Origin of the sequence: Mucilaginibacter phenanthrenivorans, assembly GCF_024721155.1 — a bacterium.
Classification (GTDB): domain Bacteria; phylum Bacteroidota; class Bacteroidia; order Sphingobacteriales; family Sphingobacteriaceae; genus Mucilaginibacter; species Mucilaginibacter phenanthrenivorans.
The window spans coordinates 51,482-67,340 of sequence record NZ_JAHVAP010000023.1; the positions used below are offsets into that span (position 1 = coordinate 51,482).

At 41.5% G+C, this 15,859-nt stretch carries 14 protein-coding genes, 1 tRNA gene and 2 pseudogenes; 9 read left to right on the top strand and 8 right to left on the bottom strand.

Going from position 1 to position 15,859, the window contains the following annotated elements; genetic code table 11:
• Positions 1-44: 44 nt before the first annotated feature.
• Complete coding sequence (locus KXD93_RS29920) at positions 45-1,253, bottom strand: TlpA disulfide reductase family protein (protein ID WP_258141235.1); 1,209 nt, start codon at positions 1,251-1,253, stop codon at positions 45-47.
• A gap of 143 nt (positions 1,254-1,396) precedes the next feature.
• Between KXD93_RS29920 and KXD93_RS29925 the strand changes: the two genes are divergently transcribed.
• The 4 genes from KXD93_RS29925 to obgE all read left to right on the top strand — a co-directional run bounded on the left by KXD93_RS29925 (position 1,397) and on the right by obgE (position 3,860).
• Positions 1,397-1,858, top strand: a complete 462-nt coding sequence (locus KXD93_RS29925) for a redoxin domain-containing protein (RefSeq protein ID WP_258141236.1) — start codon at positions 1,397-1,399, stop codon at positions 1,856-1,858.
• Between the two features lie 59 nt (positions 1,859-1,917).
• Positions 1,918-1,991 (top strand) — tRNA-Arg (locus tag KXD93_RS29930).
• A 142-nt stretch (positions 1,992-2,133) separates the two neighbouring features.
• Complete coding sequence (locus tag KXD93_RS29935) at positions 2,134-2,706, top strand: adenylate kinase (protein ID WP_258141237.1); 573 nt, start codon at positions 2,134-2,136, stop codon at positions 2,704-2,706.
• 155 nt (positions 2,707-2,861) lie between these two features.
• Positions 2,862-3,860 carry a GTPase ObgE gene (gene obgE, locus KXD93_RS29940; RefSeq protein ID WP_258141238.1) on the top strand — a complete coding sequence of 333 codons (999 nt, stop codon included), beginning with the start codon at positions 2,862-2,864 and terminating at the stop codon, positions 3,858-3,860.
• Between the two features lie 69 nt (positions 3,861-3,929).
• Here the strand turns inward: obgE and KXD93_RS29945 are convergent, their stop codons facing one another.
• The 6 genes and pseudogenes from KXD93_RS29945 to KXD93_RS29975 all read right to left on the bottom strand — a co-directional run.
• Positions 3,930-5,519: a hypothetical protein gene (locus KXD93_RS29945; protein ID WP_258141239.1), complete on the bottom strand. Its 1,590-nt coding sequence runs from the start codon at positions 5,517-5,519 to the stop codon at positions 3,930-3,932.
• A gap of 54 nt (positions 5,520-5,573) precedes the next feature.
• On the bottom strand, positions 5,574-6,125 hold the full coding sequence (locus KXD93_RS29950; RefSeq protein ID WP_258141240.1) for a WcaF family extracellular polysaccharide biosynthesis acetyltransferase: 552 nt from the start codon (positions 6,123-6,125) through the stop codon (positions 5,574-5,576).
• Positions 6,109-7,589: pseudogene (locus tag KXD93_RS29960) on the bottom strand (glycosyltransferase). Before KXD93_RS29960 ends, KXD93_RS29950 begins: the two are co-directional and overlap by 17 nt.
• Entirely contained in the window at positions 7,589-8,206 is a 618-nt protein-coding gene (locus tag KXD93_RS29965; RefSeq protein ID WP_258141243.1) for a class I SAM-dependent methyltransferase, read from the bottom strand. The pseudogene KXD93_RS29960 and the gene KXD93_RS29965 overlap by 1 nt, the downstream one beginning before the upstream one ends.
• A complete protein-coding gene (locus tag KXD93_RS29970; protein ID WP_258141244.1) occupies positions 8,199-9,332 on the bottom strand; it encodes an XrtY-associated glycosyltransferase XYAG1 in 1,134 nt (377 codons plus the stop codon). Before KXD93_RS29970 ends, KXD93_RS29965 begins: the two co-directional genes overlap by 8 nt.
• Positions 9,329-10,072 (bottom strand): annotated as a pseudogene (locus KXD93_RS29975) (exosortase Y-associated Wzy-like protein); the annotation flags it as partial. The pseudogene KXD93_RS29975 and the gene KXD93_RS29970, both read right to left, overlap by 4 nt.
• A 51-nt stretch (positions 10,073-10,123) precedes the next feature.
• Between KXD93_RS29975 and KXD93_RS29980 the strand changes: the two are divergent.
• The 3 genes from KXD93_RS29980 (at position 10,124) to gap (ending at position 13,100) form a co-directional block, all read left to right on the top strand.
• Positions 10,124-10,792: a glycosyltransferase family 2 protein gene (locus tag KXD93_RS29980; RefSeq protein ID WP_258141268.1), complete on the top strand. Its 669-nt coding sequence runs from the start codon at positions 10,124-10,126 to the stop codon at positions 10,790-10,792.
• A 106-nt stretch (positions 10,793-10,898) separates the two neighbouring features.
• Complete coding sequence (locus KXD93_RS29985; protein ID WP_258141246.1) at positions 10,899-12,005, top strand: MraY family glycosyltransferase; 1,107 nt, start codon at positions 10,899-10,901, stop codon at positions 12,003-12,005.
• A 102-nt stretch (positions 12,006-12,107) separates the two neighbouring features.
• Positions 12,108-13,100 (top strand): type I glyceraldehyde-3-phosphate dehydrogenase, encoded by a 993-nt coding sequence (gene gap, locus KXD93_RS29990; protein ID WP_258141247.1) that lies wholly within the window; start codon positions 12,108-12,110, stop codon positions 13,098-13,100.
• Positions 13,101-13,212: 112 nt separating this feature from the next.
• Here the strand turns inward: gap and KXD93_RS29995 are convergent, their stop codons facing one another.
• Positions 13,213-13,842: a hypothetical protein gene (locus KXD93_RS29995; protein ID WP_258141248.1), complete on the bottom strand. Its 630-nt coding sequence runs from the start codon at positions 13,840-13,842 to the stop codon at positions 13,213-13,215.
• A gap of 205 nt (positions 13,843-14,047) precedes the next feature.
• Here KXD93_RS29995 and KXD93_RS30000 point away from each other — a divergent pair, with 205 nt between their 5' ends.
• Positions 14,048-14,482: a GNAT family N-acetyltransferase gene (locus KXD93_RS30000; protein ID WP_258141249.1), complete on the top strand. Its 435-nt coding sequence runs from the start codon at positions 14,048-14,050 to the stop codon at positions 14,480-14,482.
• Between the two features lie 111 nt (positions 14,483-14,593).
• Complete coding sequence (locus KXD93_RS30005; protein ID WP_258141250.1) at positions 14,594-15,784, top strand: phosphoglycerate kinase; 1,191 nt, start codon at positions 14,594-14,596, stop codon at positions 15,782-15,784.
• Positions 15,785-15,859: the final 75 nt, after the last annotated feature.

Consider the following 15,859-nt stretch of genomic DNA (forward strand, 5'->3'; position numbering starts at 1 on the left):
CTTCGATAAAGCTATAACTAAATATTTAGTTATGCAAGTAAAGCTCACTTTTTATCATCGGCGCCCATTATCTCATGCACTTTTTTATCCAGATCTGCCATATTGCCTTCACCATGTTTTTTTAAGTCGAAATTTGCCTTCCCCCGATAACGCCCGGCTATTCTACCATTGTTATCAATTAAAATAAACAAGGAGGGGGGCAGTCCCTGAATATCGTATAGCCCCCACAAGCCATCGTCGCCGGCATTCCTTGCCCGTACGTGATGCCATATAGCTGTACTATCGTTCGCTATGGCGGTTTCCCATTCCTTTTTGGAAAAATCAAAGGATATGCCTATTACTTCTAAACCCTTGCTGTGATACTTATTATATAATTGTTTTAGATGCCGGGTTTCTTCACGTTGAGGAACGCAATAGCTTCCCCAAAACTCAAGTATTAAATAATGCTTACCTATAAATGATTTAAGATTAAGCGATCTCCCTGCTACATCTGTTTTGGAAAATAATGGAGCCATGCTTCCAACGGCGGAAATTTTTCGCTGGTCTAAATTATTTTTTACAGATAACCCTGCTATACTACTTTTCACGGCCGATGCGAATGAATTATAAAATGCATAAGCGGAATCAAGTGGAAGTGTTCTTCCAGCAACATAGTTATCCAGCAAATAGGCGCTTAAATAGGAGGAGGGATGAGTACTTATAAAGTTGTAATCGATATGTTTTCCATGCTCATTGTACTTGTCTATCTGGCTTGCTATTTTTACATGAGCGGTGTGGTTTTTTGGCGTATTACCGGCTGCTTCAACTTTGAACAGCTCATTGTACAAAGAATCCTTTACCTTGTTAGTTGGCTTCATCAGTTCTTGTAAACCGTCCAAATCATTTTGCATGGCAGAGCCGGTTATCTTAGCACGGTCAAAATGATTTCCTTCAACATCCACTGTCATAGTACCAGGAGACAGGAATATTTCGCTGGCATATGATTCATTTTCCGACTTTGGTTTCCCATCCCGCATTAGCCAGGCGTCTACGGGACTTTTAAGTTGAAGCTCAAAATAAAACGCCTTGTTTTTTACCCTCGATTTATAGTTATGCCTTTTTTTATTTTCATCCGAATAAGACAGATACATAACCGTTGCCGTTCTCCCGGTCACGGTTCCTGTTAGCCTTACATAACCTGTTTTCTTATTTTGCGCACAAAGAATGTGGGGAAATAAAACAAAAAGACTTAACAGGTTCAATAAGGTTTTCATTTGGAAAATTAATGCTCTAAAATAGCTCTTATTAAAATGGGGTTGGTAATATTATCGGTTACAAAAACAGATATTTGAAACTTTTTACATTATCAAAACAAACATTCATTTTATTATCATTCCTTTGCATAAAAAAACTACTTATGTCATTACAACCAGGCTCAGCCGCTCCGCAATTCACTTTAGTTTCATCAGCATTAAAAGAAGTTTCATTAGCCGATTTTAAAGGTAAAAAAGTAGTGCTGCACTTTTTCCCAATGGCTTTTACAGGTGTTTGTACAACTCAATTGTGCACCATGCGCGATAATTTTGGCTATTATGATGGCCTTAACGCTACCATATTAGGGATCTCTGTTGATTCTCCTTTTACCCTGGCAAAATTCAAGGAAGAGAACAACTACCAGTTTGAGCTTTTGTCCGACTTTAATAAAGAGGTTTCAACGGCGTATGGCGCTATATATGAGCAGTTTGCATTTGGTTTGAAGGGTGTATCAAAACGCGCTGCATTTGTAATAGACGAAGAGCAGAATATAGTTTATGCAGAGGTTTTAGAATCAGCCGGCGACCTGCCTGATTTTGCTGCAATTGCCGAAGCGGTAAAGTAATTTGAAAAAAATTATAACGGAATGAAAAGAAATCCTATTTTTGCAGTCCGTTAAAAAAAGCACTTGTAGCTCAATTGGATAGAGCACCTGACTACGGATCAGGAGGTTAGGGGTTCGACTCCCTTCAAGTGCACTTGTTTAAGTCCAAAGTCAGTAGTCCGAAGTCTAAAGTCAAAACCTCTGATTTTGCTTAGAGACTAATTACTCACGACTTCTGACTCATGACTAATAAGCCTTTCTGTATAGTACCGAAAGGCTTTTAATTTGATAAAAGCATGCTGAACCTGGTATTGTTTGGTCCTCCCGGAGCTGGGAAAGGGACACAATCACAAAAACTTATAGAGAAATACGGATTGATCCATTTATCAACGGGCGACATATTGCGCGGTGAGATTTCACAGGGAACCGAGCTTGGTTTAGAAGCAAAGAAACTGATGGATGATGGCAAATTGGTTCCGGATGCGGTAGTTATCGGCATGATCAGCCACAAGCTGGATGCCAATAAGGATGCTAAAGGGTTTATTTTTGATGGCTTTCCACGTACTGTTGCACAGGCAGAAGCATTAGATACATTGCTTGAAAGTAAAAATGCACCCATATCGGGCATGATAGCGCTTGAAGTTAATGACGATGAGCTGGAGCAGCGTTTACTGCTTAGAGGCAAAGATTCAGGCAGGCCTGATGATGCTAACCCGGAAGTTATCCGTAAAAGAATAAAAGAATATAACGATAAAACGGCACCTGTTGCCGGTTTTTATCAAGGTCAAAATAAATATAAAAGCATAAACGGCATCGGTTCGGTTAACGAAATTTTTGATGCTATTAATGCGATTATAAGTTCATATTAAGTCCGAAAGTCGGGAAAGTCAGTAAAGTCCGAAAGAAGGAAGAATATAGTCCTGAAGGTATAGATCGTTAGTAAAGTCCGGAAGATTAGGCAGTTCGCTTAGTATCTTTCGGACTTTACTGACTTTCGGACTTTCCCGACTCAAAACAAATAAAAATGTCTCAAGGTTCAAATTTTGTTGATTATGTGAAGATCTGTTGCCGCTCTGGCCACGGAGGGGCCGGTTCTGCGCATTTGCACCGCGATATATTAACTTCAAAAGGCGGTCCGGATGGTGGTGACGGTGGTCGTGGCGGGCACGTTATAGTAAAAGGTAACGCCCAGCTATGGACAATGCTGCACCTTAAATACCGTAAGCACGTAATTGCAGGCGACGGCGATGCGGGCGGAAGTTCACTACGCAGCGGTAAAACGGGAAGGGACGAGATCCTGGAAGTGCCGTTGGGTACCACAGTGAAAAACGCGGAAACCGGCGAAATTATATTCGAGATTACAGAGGACGGCGAAACAAGGATCTTAACGCCCGGCGGCAGGGGCGGGCAGGGGAACTGGCACTTTAAAACATCTACACAACAAACCCCACGCTATTCACAACCCGGCGAAGAAGGCCAGGAAGACTGGAATATTTTAGAGTTAAAGGTATTGGCAGATGTTGGCCTGGTAGGTTTCCCGAATGCAGGTAAATCAACCTTGCTTTCTGTAGTATCCGCGGCTAAGCCAGAGATTGCAGATTATGCGTTTACCACTATAGTGCCAAACCTGGGAATAGTTGCATACAGGGGCGGAAAATCGTTTGTGATGGCTGATATACCCGGGATAATAGAGGGGGCATCGCAAGGGAAGGGTTTAGGCTTTCGGTTTTTGAGACATATCGAACGTAACTCAGTATTGTTATTCATGGTGCCGGCCGATACTAACCGTACCATCAAGGAAGAATACCAGATCTTACTGCACGAATTAAAGGAATATAACCCGGAGATGCTTCACAAGCCAAGGGTACTGGCTGTAACAAAGTCGGACATGCTTGATGATGAGCTGATGGATGAAATGAAAAAGGAACTTCCGGCGGATGTTCCCTCTATTTTTATCTCCTCGGTGGCCCAGAAAAACATCGATCAGCTGAAGGATTTACTTTGGAAGGAAATTAATTCTTAGTTAGGGAGAGGTTGTAAGGGTTGCAAATGTTGTAGTGGGTAGAAAAAACATTTACAACTCTTACAACAACTACAACCTTTTCAACTTAGCGGCATACAACACATATTTATCACTTAGCATGGATAAGTTAAATCCTGCATAGCCAGGGAACGATTTCATTATCAGCTTTTCTTTTGGTCCATTGTAGCTTTCGGGCAATACAATAAACAGCGGACCTGCAAAACCATCATACGTGTATTCGTCCATATCTATTTTAAAATCATCGGCAATGGGCGACAACGTGATAATCCTGTTATGCATGATCTCGAGTCCTAAGTCGTTTGAAATAAATACAAATACTGCATTCTTATTCTCCCGGTCGAGTTTCATTACTGCGTTAAGCGACTGCTGATCGATATTGATTTGTGAGATGCCTGTATTTCCTTTGGCGCTAAGGTTTTTATTGATGCTGAATCCTTTAAATAAATAGTTAAAACTATAAGCGGCTATTCCCAGGCATAAAACAGTAAATGCCACCTGGTAAATGCGCTTCGATATGCTTATTAAATAGATAATTCCCGGAACCACTAAAATGCCGATGATCCGGAAATGCCTTGCCTCGTAGGAGATATTCAATTGCCTTAAATAAATTACCCCGAAAAAGAGGAATGCCGCACCATAAAAAACAAGGACAAATAATTTGTAATTACTGCTCGGAACCTTGCGGACGATAGTAATAACCAACCATACACTTAAAATAGCAAGCGCCACAACTATCAATACCGCCCACTGATGTGCTACCATCGGCTTGCCAAAGTTAAAAAGCAGACCGTGGAAAAAATCGTCCAATGAAAACCCGGAAAGCAATGGGGTAGAAAGCGGGAACGTAAAGGTTTCAGCAGCAAACTTGATCCCTTTTGAAACACTGGCAGGGCTCTGTCCTTTGGAGAGGAAAAATATATAAATGCTGCCCACCGATAGTGCGGCAGAAATACCTATCCATAATCCTTTTTTTATCCATTCGATAACACCGGCGCCGCCTGATGATAGCCTGATCCACAAACAGCAAAGCCCTGCGGCATACATCCACAGGAACGACGATTTGCAGAAGAAACCAATCCATCCCGATAGGAGAACAAAAAGTAAAAGCTTCCAGTCTGTTTTTCGCAGTACGACGCAGCCATATAAGAACCAGCCCTCAAAAGCAAAAATCAGTACCTCGCCGCCGCTGTAAAACACATAAGGAACAAAGAAGGCAAAGGCCAGCTGGCAAATGATAAATAAAAGACTCAACACAGAAACAAATGGCGTAAAGCCGATCTTTTTAAAGAACGTATAAAAACCTGCGAGCCCGCAGATTTGAGCGAGCGCAACCGTTATTGAAAGTGCCTGCCCTGTGTTAACACTTGAACTTAGCTTAAAAAAGTAGGGCACTAAATATTGACCGGGCGACCACCAGACCATATATTCATCGTAGTTTTGAGTAATATCACTTTGATCAGGAGCTGTAAAAACGTTAAACGGGCCGCCTAAATTCATACAACGCAGTACATGCAAACCGTTGGCTGCGTCCGGGAAAAGTGCCGGTGGGATGAAGAAAAGGATAATCCCTAAAGTTATCACAGTTATCCCTGTGGCCCAAAGGATGATCTTATAGAATCTAGTTTGTGTAAATGGCATTAATAATTGATAAACAGGTTCAAAACGATGTTAAAATACGTATTTTCAAAAGAATCAGGAGATGACCCTGTCGCGGATCTTCACCGCTGGGTTTCCCTGGTAAACAGAATAGGCATCAAGGTTTTTAGTAGCCACCGAACCACTGGTGAGCACGGCGTGTGATGCCACGGTTACACCAAGGTTGATCATTGCACCCGCACCGATCCAAACACCATCTTCCAGTGTCACGCCGGCGGTTATATTGAATGTTGTTTTTTTATAATCGTGGCTGCCGGTGAGTAAAACTGCCCCCTGTGACAGGCAGACATTACTGCCGACGCTAATTGGAACAAGGCAATCAATCCAAACATTTTCGCCTATCCAGGTTTGGTTGCCAACAGTGAGATGCCAGGGATATTTAACATTTACCCCGGGTTTTATGGTAACCGCTTTGCCGATCCTCGCCCCGAATAAACGCAGCAAAAACACCTTGAAAGTACTGGATGGCACTAAGCTTGTCTTTAAAAACACAGCGTTTACATAAAACCAAAGCAGCCTTTTAAAAGCATTGCCCCCGGGATGAAACGGTGCGTTATTGTATAATGACAGGTCAGTTTTTTGCATCATTCAGCGCATCAGTGCGTTTTACCCAAAAGTAAAGGGTAATGGCGATAATTACATATATTATGATATTAAAAACGGTATGATGATCAACAATTCGATTATCCTTTTTATGCCAGAACAGGGCAAGAAGCACAAAGCGTAAAATATTTAAAAGTTCGATCCCCAATATGCCGCTGACCAGGAAGATGATCTTCGATTTTAATTTTGCGGGATATGCCAGAACGAACGCCGCAAAAAAACTGATCACACCCAGGCCGAGGCAGGAGTATACCAGTTGTATAACGCCCCTGCCGGCTACCAAAAGTTAAAACTGATCACACCCAGGCCGAGGCAGGAGTATACCAGTTGTATAACGCCCCTGCCGGCTACCAAAAGTTCGTACTGATTGGTTACAGCAGTAAATCCAAACCAACCCAGTACAGCCGCACTAGCTTTTAACAAAAGCCATCGTAAGCCTTGTATATAGTTCAGGTTATCGGCAAGAAATGCGCTGTAATGATTGCCCGGCGATGTAACACCGAAAAAGAAGATGTTGAAATAGTAGAACGCCGCGAATAGGATTACAAATAGCAAGATAAACCTTAATGGGGAGTGCCCGGTGTTCACATTTTCGGGATTCTTCTTTTTAAGGATCTCATCAATCTTAACATCAACAATAAGCCGGAACCAGAAGCCTTGCAGAAAGTGGAATATCACACCGGTTTGCCCGTCGAGAATACCCAGCTGGAAAAACATGCGGTAAAGAAAATATAACATCGGCCTTACGTAGCGGGGTAGCTTCCACCATAGCTGTTTTAACCTTGCGGTACGTTCATCGGGCGAGCCCCAAAAGTGTGGCTTTACGGTTTGCGAGCGCAGTTGCATCATCCGCTCCACCTCTTCATGAGCAACCAGGTCGCTGTAGCGGTTGTGCTTTTCGATCCAAAAGCTGATATTATTCTCTTTCAGGTTTTCTTCAAGGATAAAGCCGTCCTTCCAGATTTCGGTTTTGCCCGGCACAATGAAACGATGATCCATGTTCTCGTTCAGATCGGAGTAGCCAACGCCATACCGGATCATTTTAAGCAGGTAGAAAGGGTAGTAGCCGCCATGTTTTATCCACCGGCCTTTAAAGAAATTTTTCCGGCTGAAGTAAATGCCATCTACATCTTTATGGTCGTCATCTTTAAAATTGTGCAAGCGCTCGTTCAGTTCGGGGGTTACTGTTTGGTCGGCGTCAAGGCAAACTATCCAGGGCGTTTTAATGTCGAAATTTTTTAAAGCAAAATCCCATTGCTTGGGGTGATTTTCAAAGGCATGCTGTAAAATAGTGGCCCCGTAGTTTTTTGCTATCGAGATGGTATTATCCGTACTGCCGGAATCTACTATAAAAATAGCTGCGCCGAGGTTTTGGATAGAGGCAAGCAAGCGCGGTAAATGAATTTCTTCATTATAAGTGATTATAATAAATGAAAATTCGCTGTTCACTATAATTTTGCTTTGATGATCATACTCATCCATATATAAGGAATCCGGCCACAGCCCTTAAATTGAGTAACCGTGAACCCCGCATCCGTTAATACTTTACTCAAAGTCTTTCTCGACCATAATTTGATATGTCCGCCCAACCAAAGGGGATTGAGATGCTGATCCCACTTGTTAAAAATACTGAGCATTAAGTTCTTCAAATAACCATGGTAAGGCGTGGTTACTATAATCTCAGCACCCGGCTTTAATTGCAGTTTGCAGAATTCAATAAACGCCTGTGGGTTATATAGGTGCTCGATAACTTCAGTAGTAATGATGGTATCGAACGGAATATTTTGTAACTGAGCCGGCAATGCATCTGACGACAGGTCCTGCACAAAAAAGCGGTCCGGGTTTGTTTTTTGAGCAATGCCGATCCCCTTTTCGGAGGCATCGGTGCCGTAGGCATTGTAACCAAGCGTAAGCAGGTAGTTTACAAGGTACCCATTGCCGCAACCAAGGTCGAGAATATACTTGTTTCTGTCCTTATCAAGCATGGCTACCAGGTCGTTCAGCTGATAGCTAAAGTTATGGGTTGGCGCGTCGCTGTGGTATCCGTAATCGATGTAATCAGCCATTAATTATGTTATTGTACATGTTTACATATTGTGCAACCAGGTTAGCTTCGTTAAAATCAGCAGCAATTTTTGCCGGTGCACTTGCCCTGATCCTGTTCAGCTCATCCTGTTTTCCGTGAATAAAATTAATCATATTACCTATAGCTGCGGCGTTCAATTCGCTTTGCCAACCAAGATTATTCGAGACCACATAATCTGCCAGGCCAACGAACGGGCTTACTAAGACCGCCGTACCCTGGCTCAGGCTTTCAATAATTACATTGCCAAAGTTTTCATCGTGTGAGGGTAAAACAAGGAGGTGGTGCTGCGCCAATATTTCAAATTTTTTATCATTTTGAAAGCCTATCCAATAAACATCTGCTTCATCACCATTTCTTCTAACTAATGCTTTGAGCTCATCTACATAAGTTTTTTCGCCGCTTCCGACAATAGTTAAGCTGAATGGGAAATTTATAAATGGCAGCGCGTTTATTAAAAGATCCAACCCTTTCTTTTCTTCTATCCTTGAAAGAAAGATCAGTTTTAAAACAGCTAAAGATTGAGCAGCTCCAGGCAAATCAGCAGGCAGTTTAACAAAGTTGGGCAGGTTGGTAATATTTCGGGGCTTAATAAGCGCAATGATAGCTTCGCTCTCCCTGCCTGATGTTACATGGATGCTGCAGCGCTGTAATAACGGTTTGCCCAGTAAATGATGAATGAACCACTTTACACCGATATTTTTATTTTGAAATGAATAAGGGCTCAGCGTTCCCCTTGGTGACACCACAACCGGGACATTGCGCATTAACGCGATGAGGCAGGAGAAAAGGGATACTAAATTCCACCATGCATGGATATGGACAACATCAAAGCTTTTTACTGTGCACCATAGTTTTTTTAAAAGCGCCGGTGAAAAATGGGAATGATCTTTGGTGATCCTTTTGAAATAAGTTACTGTTACGCCATCAACATTTAAAGGCTGGTTAGGCTGCACTGGTAACTCTTCCTTCCCGTTAGCGGTGGTTGCATAAACTTTGGTATCAATGCCCGCCTTCGTCAGTTGCTCACTTAGCATGGAAACAGACATGGTTGGGCCACCATATATGTAAGCGGGTTTGTACGCCGCACAGATCTGTAAAACTCTCAAATTTCCTTTAATATATTTCTCGATCGCAAAACCTTAAAGATAGCCAGCATGCTTATATAACTCCAGAATACGGAGTTGATGAGGAACTCGAAGCTTAATCCGCGCCAAAAGATCTGGAACAAGCCGCTGAATATAAGTGCTGTTCCTAAGATATAGCCACCAAAAAGTTCCTCGGCTTTTACGGCAATTATTTGCGCTACGGCACCGTATGCAAATAAGAAAATAAAGATACCCCATGCCCCTCCCGACAAATAGGCATCAACTACAAAGGCCGGCTTAGCGGACACGCTTGAACTTCGATTAACTACGCCGGCATCATAAACGCGCTGCATTATCAGTTCCTCCGTATTGGGTTTCGATGGCCAGAATACCCTTGGCACTATCGCGATGGCCGATTGTTTCAAAATTTGTGTTCCGTAATAATCTACCTGGCTTGGGGTTGATTTAACATACCTGGTAAACATGTCTATTTCGCTGAGGCGATAACAAAGAAAGATCCAGTTGGAAGTGTCCTCAGTATCTGTATTCAGCGTAGCATCAAGGGCTATTTGTGTAGCATCGTCTGAAGTTTCGTCGCCTGACCATACATTTTGCCTGAAACTGTTTACATAGGCGGGCAAAAACATAAAAAGCAGGATAAGTACCGGGCCAAATATTATGGTAACCAGCCGTTTATAATTAGGATATAAAAAAATCCCTAATACCAATACGCTGATAATAATAGGTTCTTTAAAGCCCGATGTGTTTGTTACAATGCCGAAAACACTATTAAAAGCTGTATTGAGTCGGTTATAGCGCAGAAATTTAACAATGTTGAATATATAGTTATTGATGGAGGATCGACGGATAAAACTATCAACATCGTTAATAATTATAAACATTTTATAAGTCGCGTTATTTCTGAGCCTGATAAGGGCATTTATGATGCCATGAACAAAGGCATTAAACTGGCTACAGGCGATGTGGTTGGAATGTTGAATGCTGATGATTTTTTTGCCGATGATACAGTTTTAGACAATATAGCCGAAGCGTTTAAAAAAAATAATGTTGATATCGTATACGCCGACCTGGATTACATAAACGCATCCGGGAAGGTTATACGCAAATGGCGATCGGGCCAATACACCACCAAAAGTCTCAACTTTGGATGGATGCCACCACACCCAACTTTCTATTGTAAACGAAATTTATTCGAAAAATTCGGCTTCTACGGCCTTAATTATGGTACCGCTGCCGATTATGAGTTGATGTTAAGATTCCTGTATATCAATAAGTTATCTGCATTTTATATTGAAAAAGTAATAATTAAAATGAAAATCGGCGGAAAGAGTAACAAAAATTTCAGCAGCCGCGTAAAAGGATTATTGTTTGATTTAAAAGCAATGCGGACTAACGGAATTTCGTTTCCAATTATTACAATAATTGTTAAGCCGTTACGAAAGCTGATACAATACTTTTAATCAAAGGATGTAAATGTTAATATGTTAATAATAACTGACAATCTAAATTAACAATTGTTATTTACTTGCAGCATTAAATTAACTATTGTATAACTAGCGTAACGGGATGATGATGGAATTTCTACATAATTACACTTTTCTATACTACATTTTTATCGTTGCTGTTTCGTTACTGATAACAACATTTGCCATCCCATCAATTCTGCACGTAGCCCGCTTCCGCCACTTATATGACGATCTTGGCCATTTCAGGAAGGAACATGATCACGGCATTCCCCGGCTTGGCGGTGTTGCCATTTTTGTTGGCTTCACAATTACTTCCCTTTTATTCTGTATGACCAATAAGGCTTTGCCGATAAACTATCTGCTTACGGCCTGTATAATTTTGTTCGCCATGGGTATTAAGGATGACCTTTCGGGTGTAAACTCAAATACGAAACTTATTATTCAGTTTGTAGTGTGTGCCATACTTGTATTGTTAGGCAATATCCGTTTAACCGGATTGTACGGTGTATTCGGAATTTATGAACTACCATACATTGTGAGCGTTGGCTTATCAATTTTAATAATCTTATTAGTTGTTAACGCGTTTAACTTAATTGACGGTATTGACGGCCTGGCCGCAACTACCGGCATTATTGCCAACGGCGCCTTTGCCATATTGTTTATATATATTAAGCAATATGAGTTGGCTGCGGTTTCAATGGCCATGGCCGGAGCTATTTTGGGCTTTTTACGTTTCAATATTACACCTGCAAAAATATTTATGGGCGATACCGGATCTTTATTGATCGGGCTGATAACAGCAGTAATGGCACTAAAGTTTATGGAAGTAAATATGATTACCGCCACTAAGCTGCCTGAGCTATACAGCGCTCCTGCATTAACAGTGGCTATACTGATAGGCCCGGTATTCGATACCATACGTGTGTTTGTTATCCGGATCCTGCAAGGTAACTCTCCGTTTGCAGCCGATCGCAACCATATTCATCACCGCATGCTGAAGCTTGGTTTTAACCACTTGCAAACTACTCTTATTTTAACAGTTGCTAATATTTCATCAATTATAATGGTATTGCTGCTTAAGTCTTATGGCAATTCAATTCTTATTGTGTTGATCGTGTTGATCTCGCTGGTATGTAATTGGATCATTACTTTCTTCCTTCGTTCAAAAGAACGCGAAAGCCTTGCATTGCGCAACCTGTTCGTTTAATTAAGCATTTTCAACTTCCTTAAAAACCTGACTTTTAGTTAACAGGTCCGTTCTGTCGCTTCCTTTTATTTTAGTTAATTTTGTCGCATTATTATTACTACTATGAGGATTGCTATAAATGGGTTTGGGCGGATAGGGCGGATTTTTTTGAGGAATATCCTGGAAAGACAAGGGATTTCGGTTGTAGCGATAAATGACCTTACAGATACTAAAACACTTGCGCATCTTTTTAAATACGATTCGGTTCACCGCGGCTTTAAAGGCTCGGTTGATTTTGATGAAAATCATTTAATAATAAATGGAAAAGCAATAAGAGTACTTTCGGAATCCAATCCCGAGAGGTTACCCTGGAAGGATTTGCAAATAGACCTTGTTATCGAATCAACAGGTAAATTCACGTCAAGACAAGGGGCGGAAAAGCACCTGGAGGCAGGGGCAGGACAGGTAATCATATCCGCGCCCGGGACCGATAAAAGCATCCCCGCCGTTGTGCTGGGCGTTAATGACGGAATGATAGACCTAAAATCTCCGATACTATCAAACGCATCGTGTACAACCAACAATGTGGCTGCCATGGTTAAAATACTGGATGATAACTGGGGTATTATTGACGGATACATTACTACGGTGCATTCCATGACAGGTGACCAGAACCTGCACGATGCACCTCATAAGGATTTGCGCAGGGCAAGGGCAGCATCGGGTTCAATTATTCCGACAACTACCGGGGCCGCCAAGGCGATAACTGCTATATTCCCGCATTTGGACGGCCGCCTGGGCGGCGCCGGAATACGGGTGCCTGTTCTAAATGGATCATTAACCGACTTTACCTGTAGCCTAAAAAAACAACCCACAGTTGAGGCGATAAACCTGGCATTTAAAAAGGCCGCAGAAGGGCCGATGAAAAATGTTTTGGAGTATACCGAGGATGCTATAGTATCAACCGATATATTGGGAAACCCGCACAGCTGCATTTTTGATGCCCAGCTTACCTCAATAGTGGGCGGGCTTGTTAAAGTAGTTGGCTGGTACGATAATGAAATGGGCTACTCCAGCCGTTTGGCCGATTTGGTGGAAAAGATTAGTTTATTGTGAGATAGTTAATTGGGTTGATTGAGTTAGATTATGTTGATTAAGTCGGGGAATTGAAAAGTAACATTATAACCTGCCGGCTTCAATTTTTAAAGCCTATTCAACTCAATCAACTTCACTTTACATACTTCAAATAAGCTACTGCACTGGTTACAGGGTAATTTTTTTGATAATAAATATACGATGAAAATGTCAGTATGTCATCGGTTTTGCCGAGAATAAGATTTTGTTGATCTGTTGCCAACTGGTTTGAGCCGTATTCCTTTGAGAACGTTACAGTGCGGCGCACATTTATCTTTTTAACCTTAACACCTTTTATAGTAGTATCAGAAATGGTTTTGGTTTTAACATTGTTTAGATTTCCCTCAATGTAATTGTGAGCGGTTATACCATCTTCACTTATCGTAGTAAAATCAAACGCGCCTAATCTGGTGGATTTAAAATCTTCTGTTAAATGTACAGCGTAGGTTGTTTGATAGGCGTCGGCAAGCACAAATAAATTCAAGTTTTCATCAAGAGCCAAAGTAAGCACTTTGCCCGAAACTGTGGTTTTAACTTTTTGAGGATATATGATAAATGCTACCATATGGATAGAATCATCCCTGGTTAACTTTTTAGTAGTATCGGGGATTGTTGTTACCGGTGGTGTTTTAGTTGTATCGGTAGGAGTTGGTGTAACATCATTTTTCTTGCTGCAGCTCCAAAGCATGATAGAAACCAGGATCAAAGAAAATATTGTTCTCATAAAATAACCAATAGGTAATAAGTGATTATACTTAATGCAATAGTTGTGCAGTTTTTGTACATTTAGGTTAATAGTATCAATATACTACGGGGAAAATTGATAAATGGGTATAATATTGTAATACCCCGGCTATTCAAAGGCCGGGATAATTAATAAGTTTGGGGAAAAATCTACTCATTTCGCCACTGTGTTCATTATTTAATAAATGATTAAATTTATTTCCCTTTACGATCTGCTGCCCATCCGCAACGAAGTTTTGCGCGCGGGGCAGTTAACTCTGGAAGAATGTATTTTTCCCTCAGATAATTTACCGGGTATTTTTCACCTGGGTTATTACGTTGAGGAGGAGCTTGCCTGCATAGGATCGTTCCACCCGCAAAGCTATGATGGTTTTGAAGGAACGGGTTACCAGTTACGCGGAATGGCTACCATTGAAAAATATCGGGGTAGGGGTTTGGGCAATCAACTGCTAAACTTTGCAATAGTTTACCTTCGCGGGCAAAAAGCAAATTACCTGTGGTGTAACGCCAGGAAAACTGCTTTGCAATTTTATTTAAATATGGGTTTCGAGATTATATCTGCCGAATTTGAGGTGCCCGGTATAGGTCCTCATTATGTTATGTATGTTAAGATTCGGTGATTTTTTCATTAATTGAAACACCTTTTTAACTTTTACGTTCGGATTTTAGAATTAAATGCTGAATTTGGCGGCTCGAAATTCGCTTGCATTAACCATTTTGCATCAAACATTATGAAAACTATAGATCAAATTAAATTTTCAGGAAAAAAAGCACTCGTTAGGGTCGACTTTAATGTACCCCTTGATAAGGACTATAACATTACGGACGACAACCGCATGACGGCTGCTTTGCCAACCATCAATAAAATTTTGAAAGACGGGGGCGCTGTTATCCTGATGTCGCACCTGGGCAGGCCAAAAGGCGGCCCCGAAGAACAATTCTCTTTAAAACATATTGTTCCGCATTTGTCTGATCTGCTTGGCCAGCAAGTTCAGTTTGCAAATGATTGCATTGGTGCCGAAGCGGTTGATAAAGCTAAAGCTTTAGGAAACGGTGAAGTGTTGCTGTTAGAGAACCTGCGTTTTTATAAAGAAGAAGAAAAAGGCGACAAAGATTTTGCTGAAAAGCTTTCAAAGCTAGGCGATATATATGTTAATGATGCTTTCGGGACTGCCCACCGTGCACATGCTTCAACAGCCGTGATAGCTCAATTTTTCCCGAATGCAAAACACTTTGGCTACCTGATGGCAGGCGAGTTAGCAAATGCCGAAAAGATATTGAATGGTGCAGCTAAACCATTTACCGCTATCATGGGTGGTTCAAAGGTGTCTGACAAGATTGAACTGATAGAAAAACTGTTGGATAAGGTAGATAACCTAATAATAGGTGGGGGTATGGCTTACACTTTTGCCAAGGCAGACGGCGGAACCATCGGTACATCACTTGTTGAAGCCGACAAACTTGACCTGGCGCTTAGCCTGGTAAAAAAAGCGAAGGAGAAAGGCGTTAACCTGCTCTTACCTGTTGATAACGTAATTGCGGACGCGTTTTCAAACGATGCGAAAACAGATGTTGCAAAAACAGGGAAGATCCCTGATAACTGGATGGGATTGGATATCGGCCCTGAAACTGTCAAATTGTTCAGCAAGGTAGTTGAAGAATCAAAAACCATACTTTGGAATGGCCCGATGGGCGTTTTTGAGATGGAGAAGTTTTTAGTAGGGACCAAAGCAATTGCTGATGCTGTGGCGAAGGCCACTGACAATGGCGCTTTCTCGCTGATCGGTGGCGGAGATTCAGCTGCGGCCGTAGCCAAGTTTGGAATGACTGACGATGTGAGTTATGTATCAACAGGTGGTGGCGCATTATTGGAATATATGGAGGGTAAGGAATTACCGGGCGTTAAGGCGATAAATGATTAATTCCAATTTTCGTAACGATTTTATGCAGACAACCCAAACGGGTTGTCTTTTTTATTTTATTGCTTACTTTTAAGG

Coding starts and splice junctions, on each gene's coding strand:
- KXD93_RS29920 (WP_258141235.1), bottom strand. CDS start 1,253: ATGAAAACCTTATTGAACCTGTTAAGTCTTTTTGTTTTATTTCCCCAC.
- KXD93_RS29925 (WP_258141236.1), top strand. CDS start 1,397: ATGTCATTACAACCAGGCTCAGCCGCTCCGCAATTCACTTTAGTTTCA.
- KXD93_RS29935 (WP_258141237.1), top strand. CDS start 2,134: ATGCTGAACCTGGTATTGTTTGGTCCTCCCGGAGCTGGGAAAGGGACA.
- obgE (WP_258141238.1), top strand. CDS start 2,862: ATGTCTCAAGGTTCAAATTTTGTTGATTATGTGAAGATCTGTTGCCGC.
- KXD93_RS29945 (WP_258141239.1), bottom strand. CDS start 5,519: ATGCCATTTACACAAACTAGATTCTATAAGATCATCCTTTGGGCCACA.
- KXD93_RS29950 (WP_258141240.1), bottom strand. CDS start 6,125: ATGATGCAAAAAACTGACCTGTCATTATACAATAACGCACCGTTTCAT.
- KXD93_RS29965 (WP_258141243.1), bottom strand. CDS start 8,206: ATGGCTGATTACATCGATTACGGATACCACAGCGACGCGCCAACCCAT.
- KXD93_RS29985 (WP_258141246.1), top strand. CDS start 10,899: ATGATGATGGAATTTCTACATAATTACACTTTTCTATACTACATTTTT.
- gap (WP_258141247.1), top strand. CDS start 12,108: ATGAGGATTGCTATAAATGGGTTTGGGCGGATAGGGCGGATTTTTTTG.
- KXD93_RS29995 (WP_258141248.1), bottom strand. CDS start 13,842: ATGAGAACAATATTTTCTTTGATCCTGGTTTCTATCATGCTTTGGAGC.
- KXD93_RS30000 (WP_258141249.1), top strand. CDS start 14,048: ATGATTAAATTTATTTCCCTTTACGATCTGCTGCCCATCCGCAACGAA.
- KXD93_RS30005 (WP_258141250.1), top strand. CDS start 14,594: ATGAAAACTATAGATCAAATTAAATTTTCAGGAAAAAAAGCACTCGTT.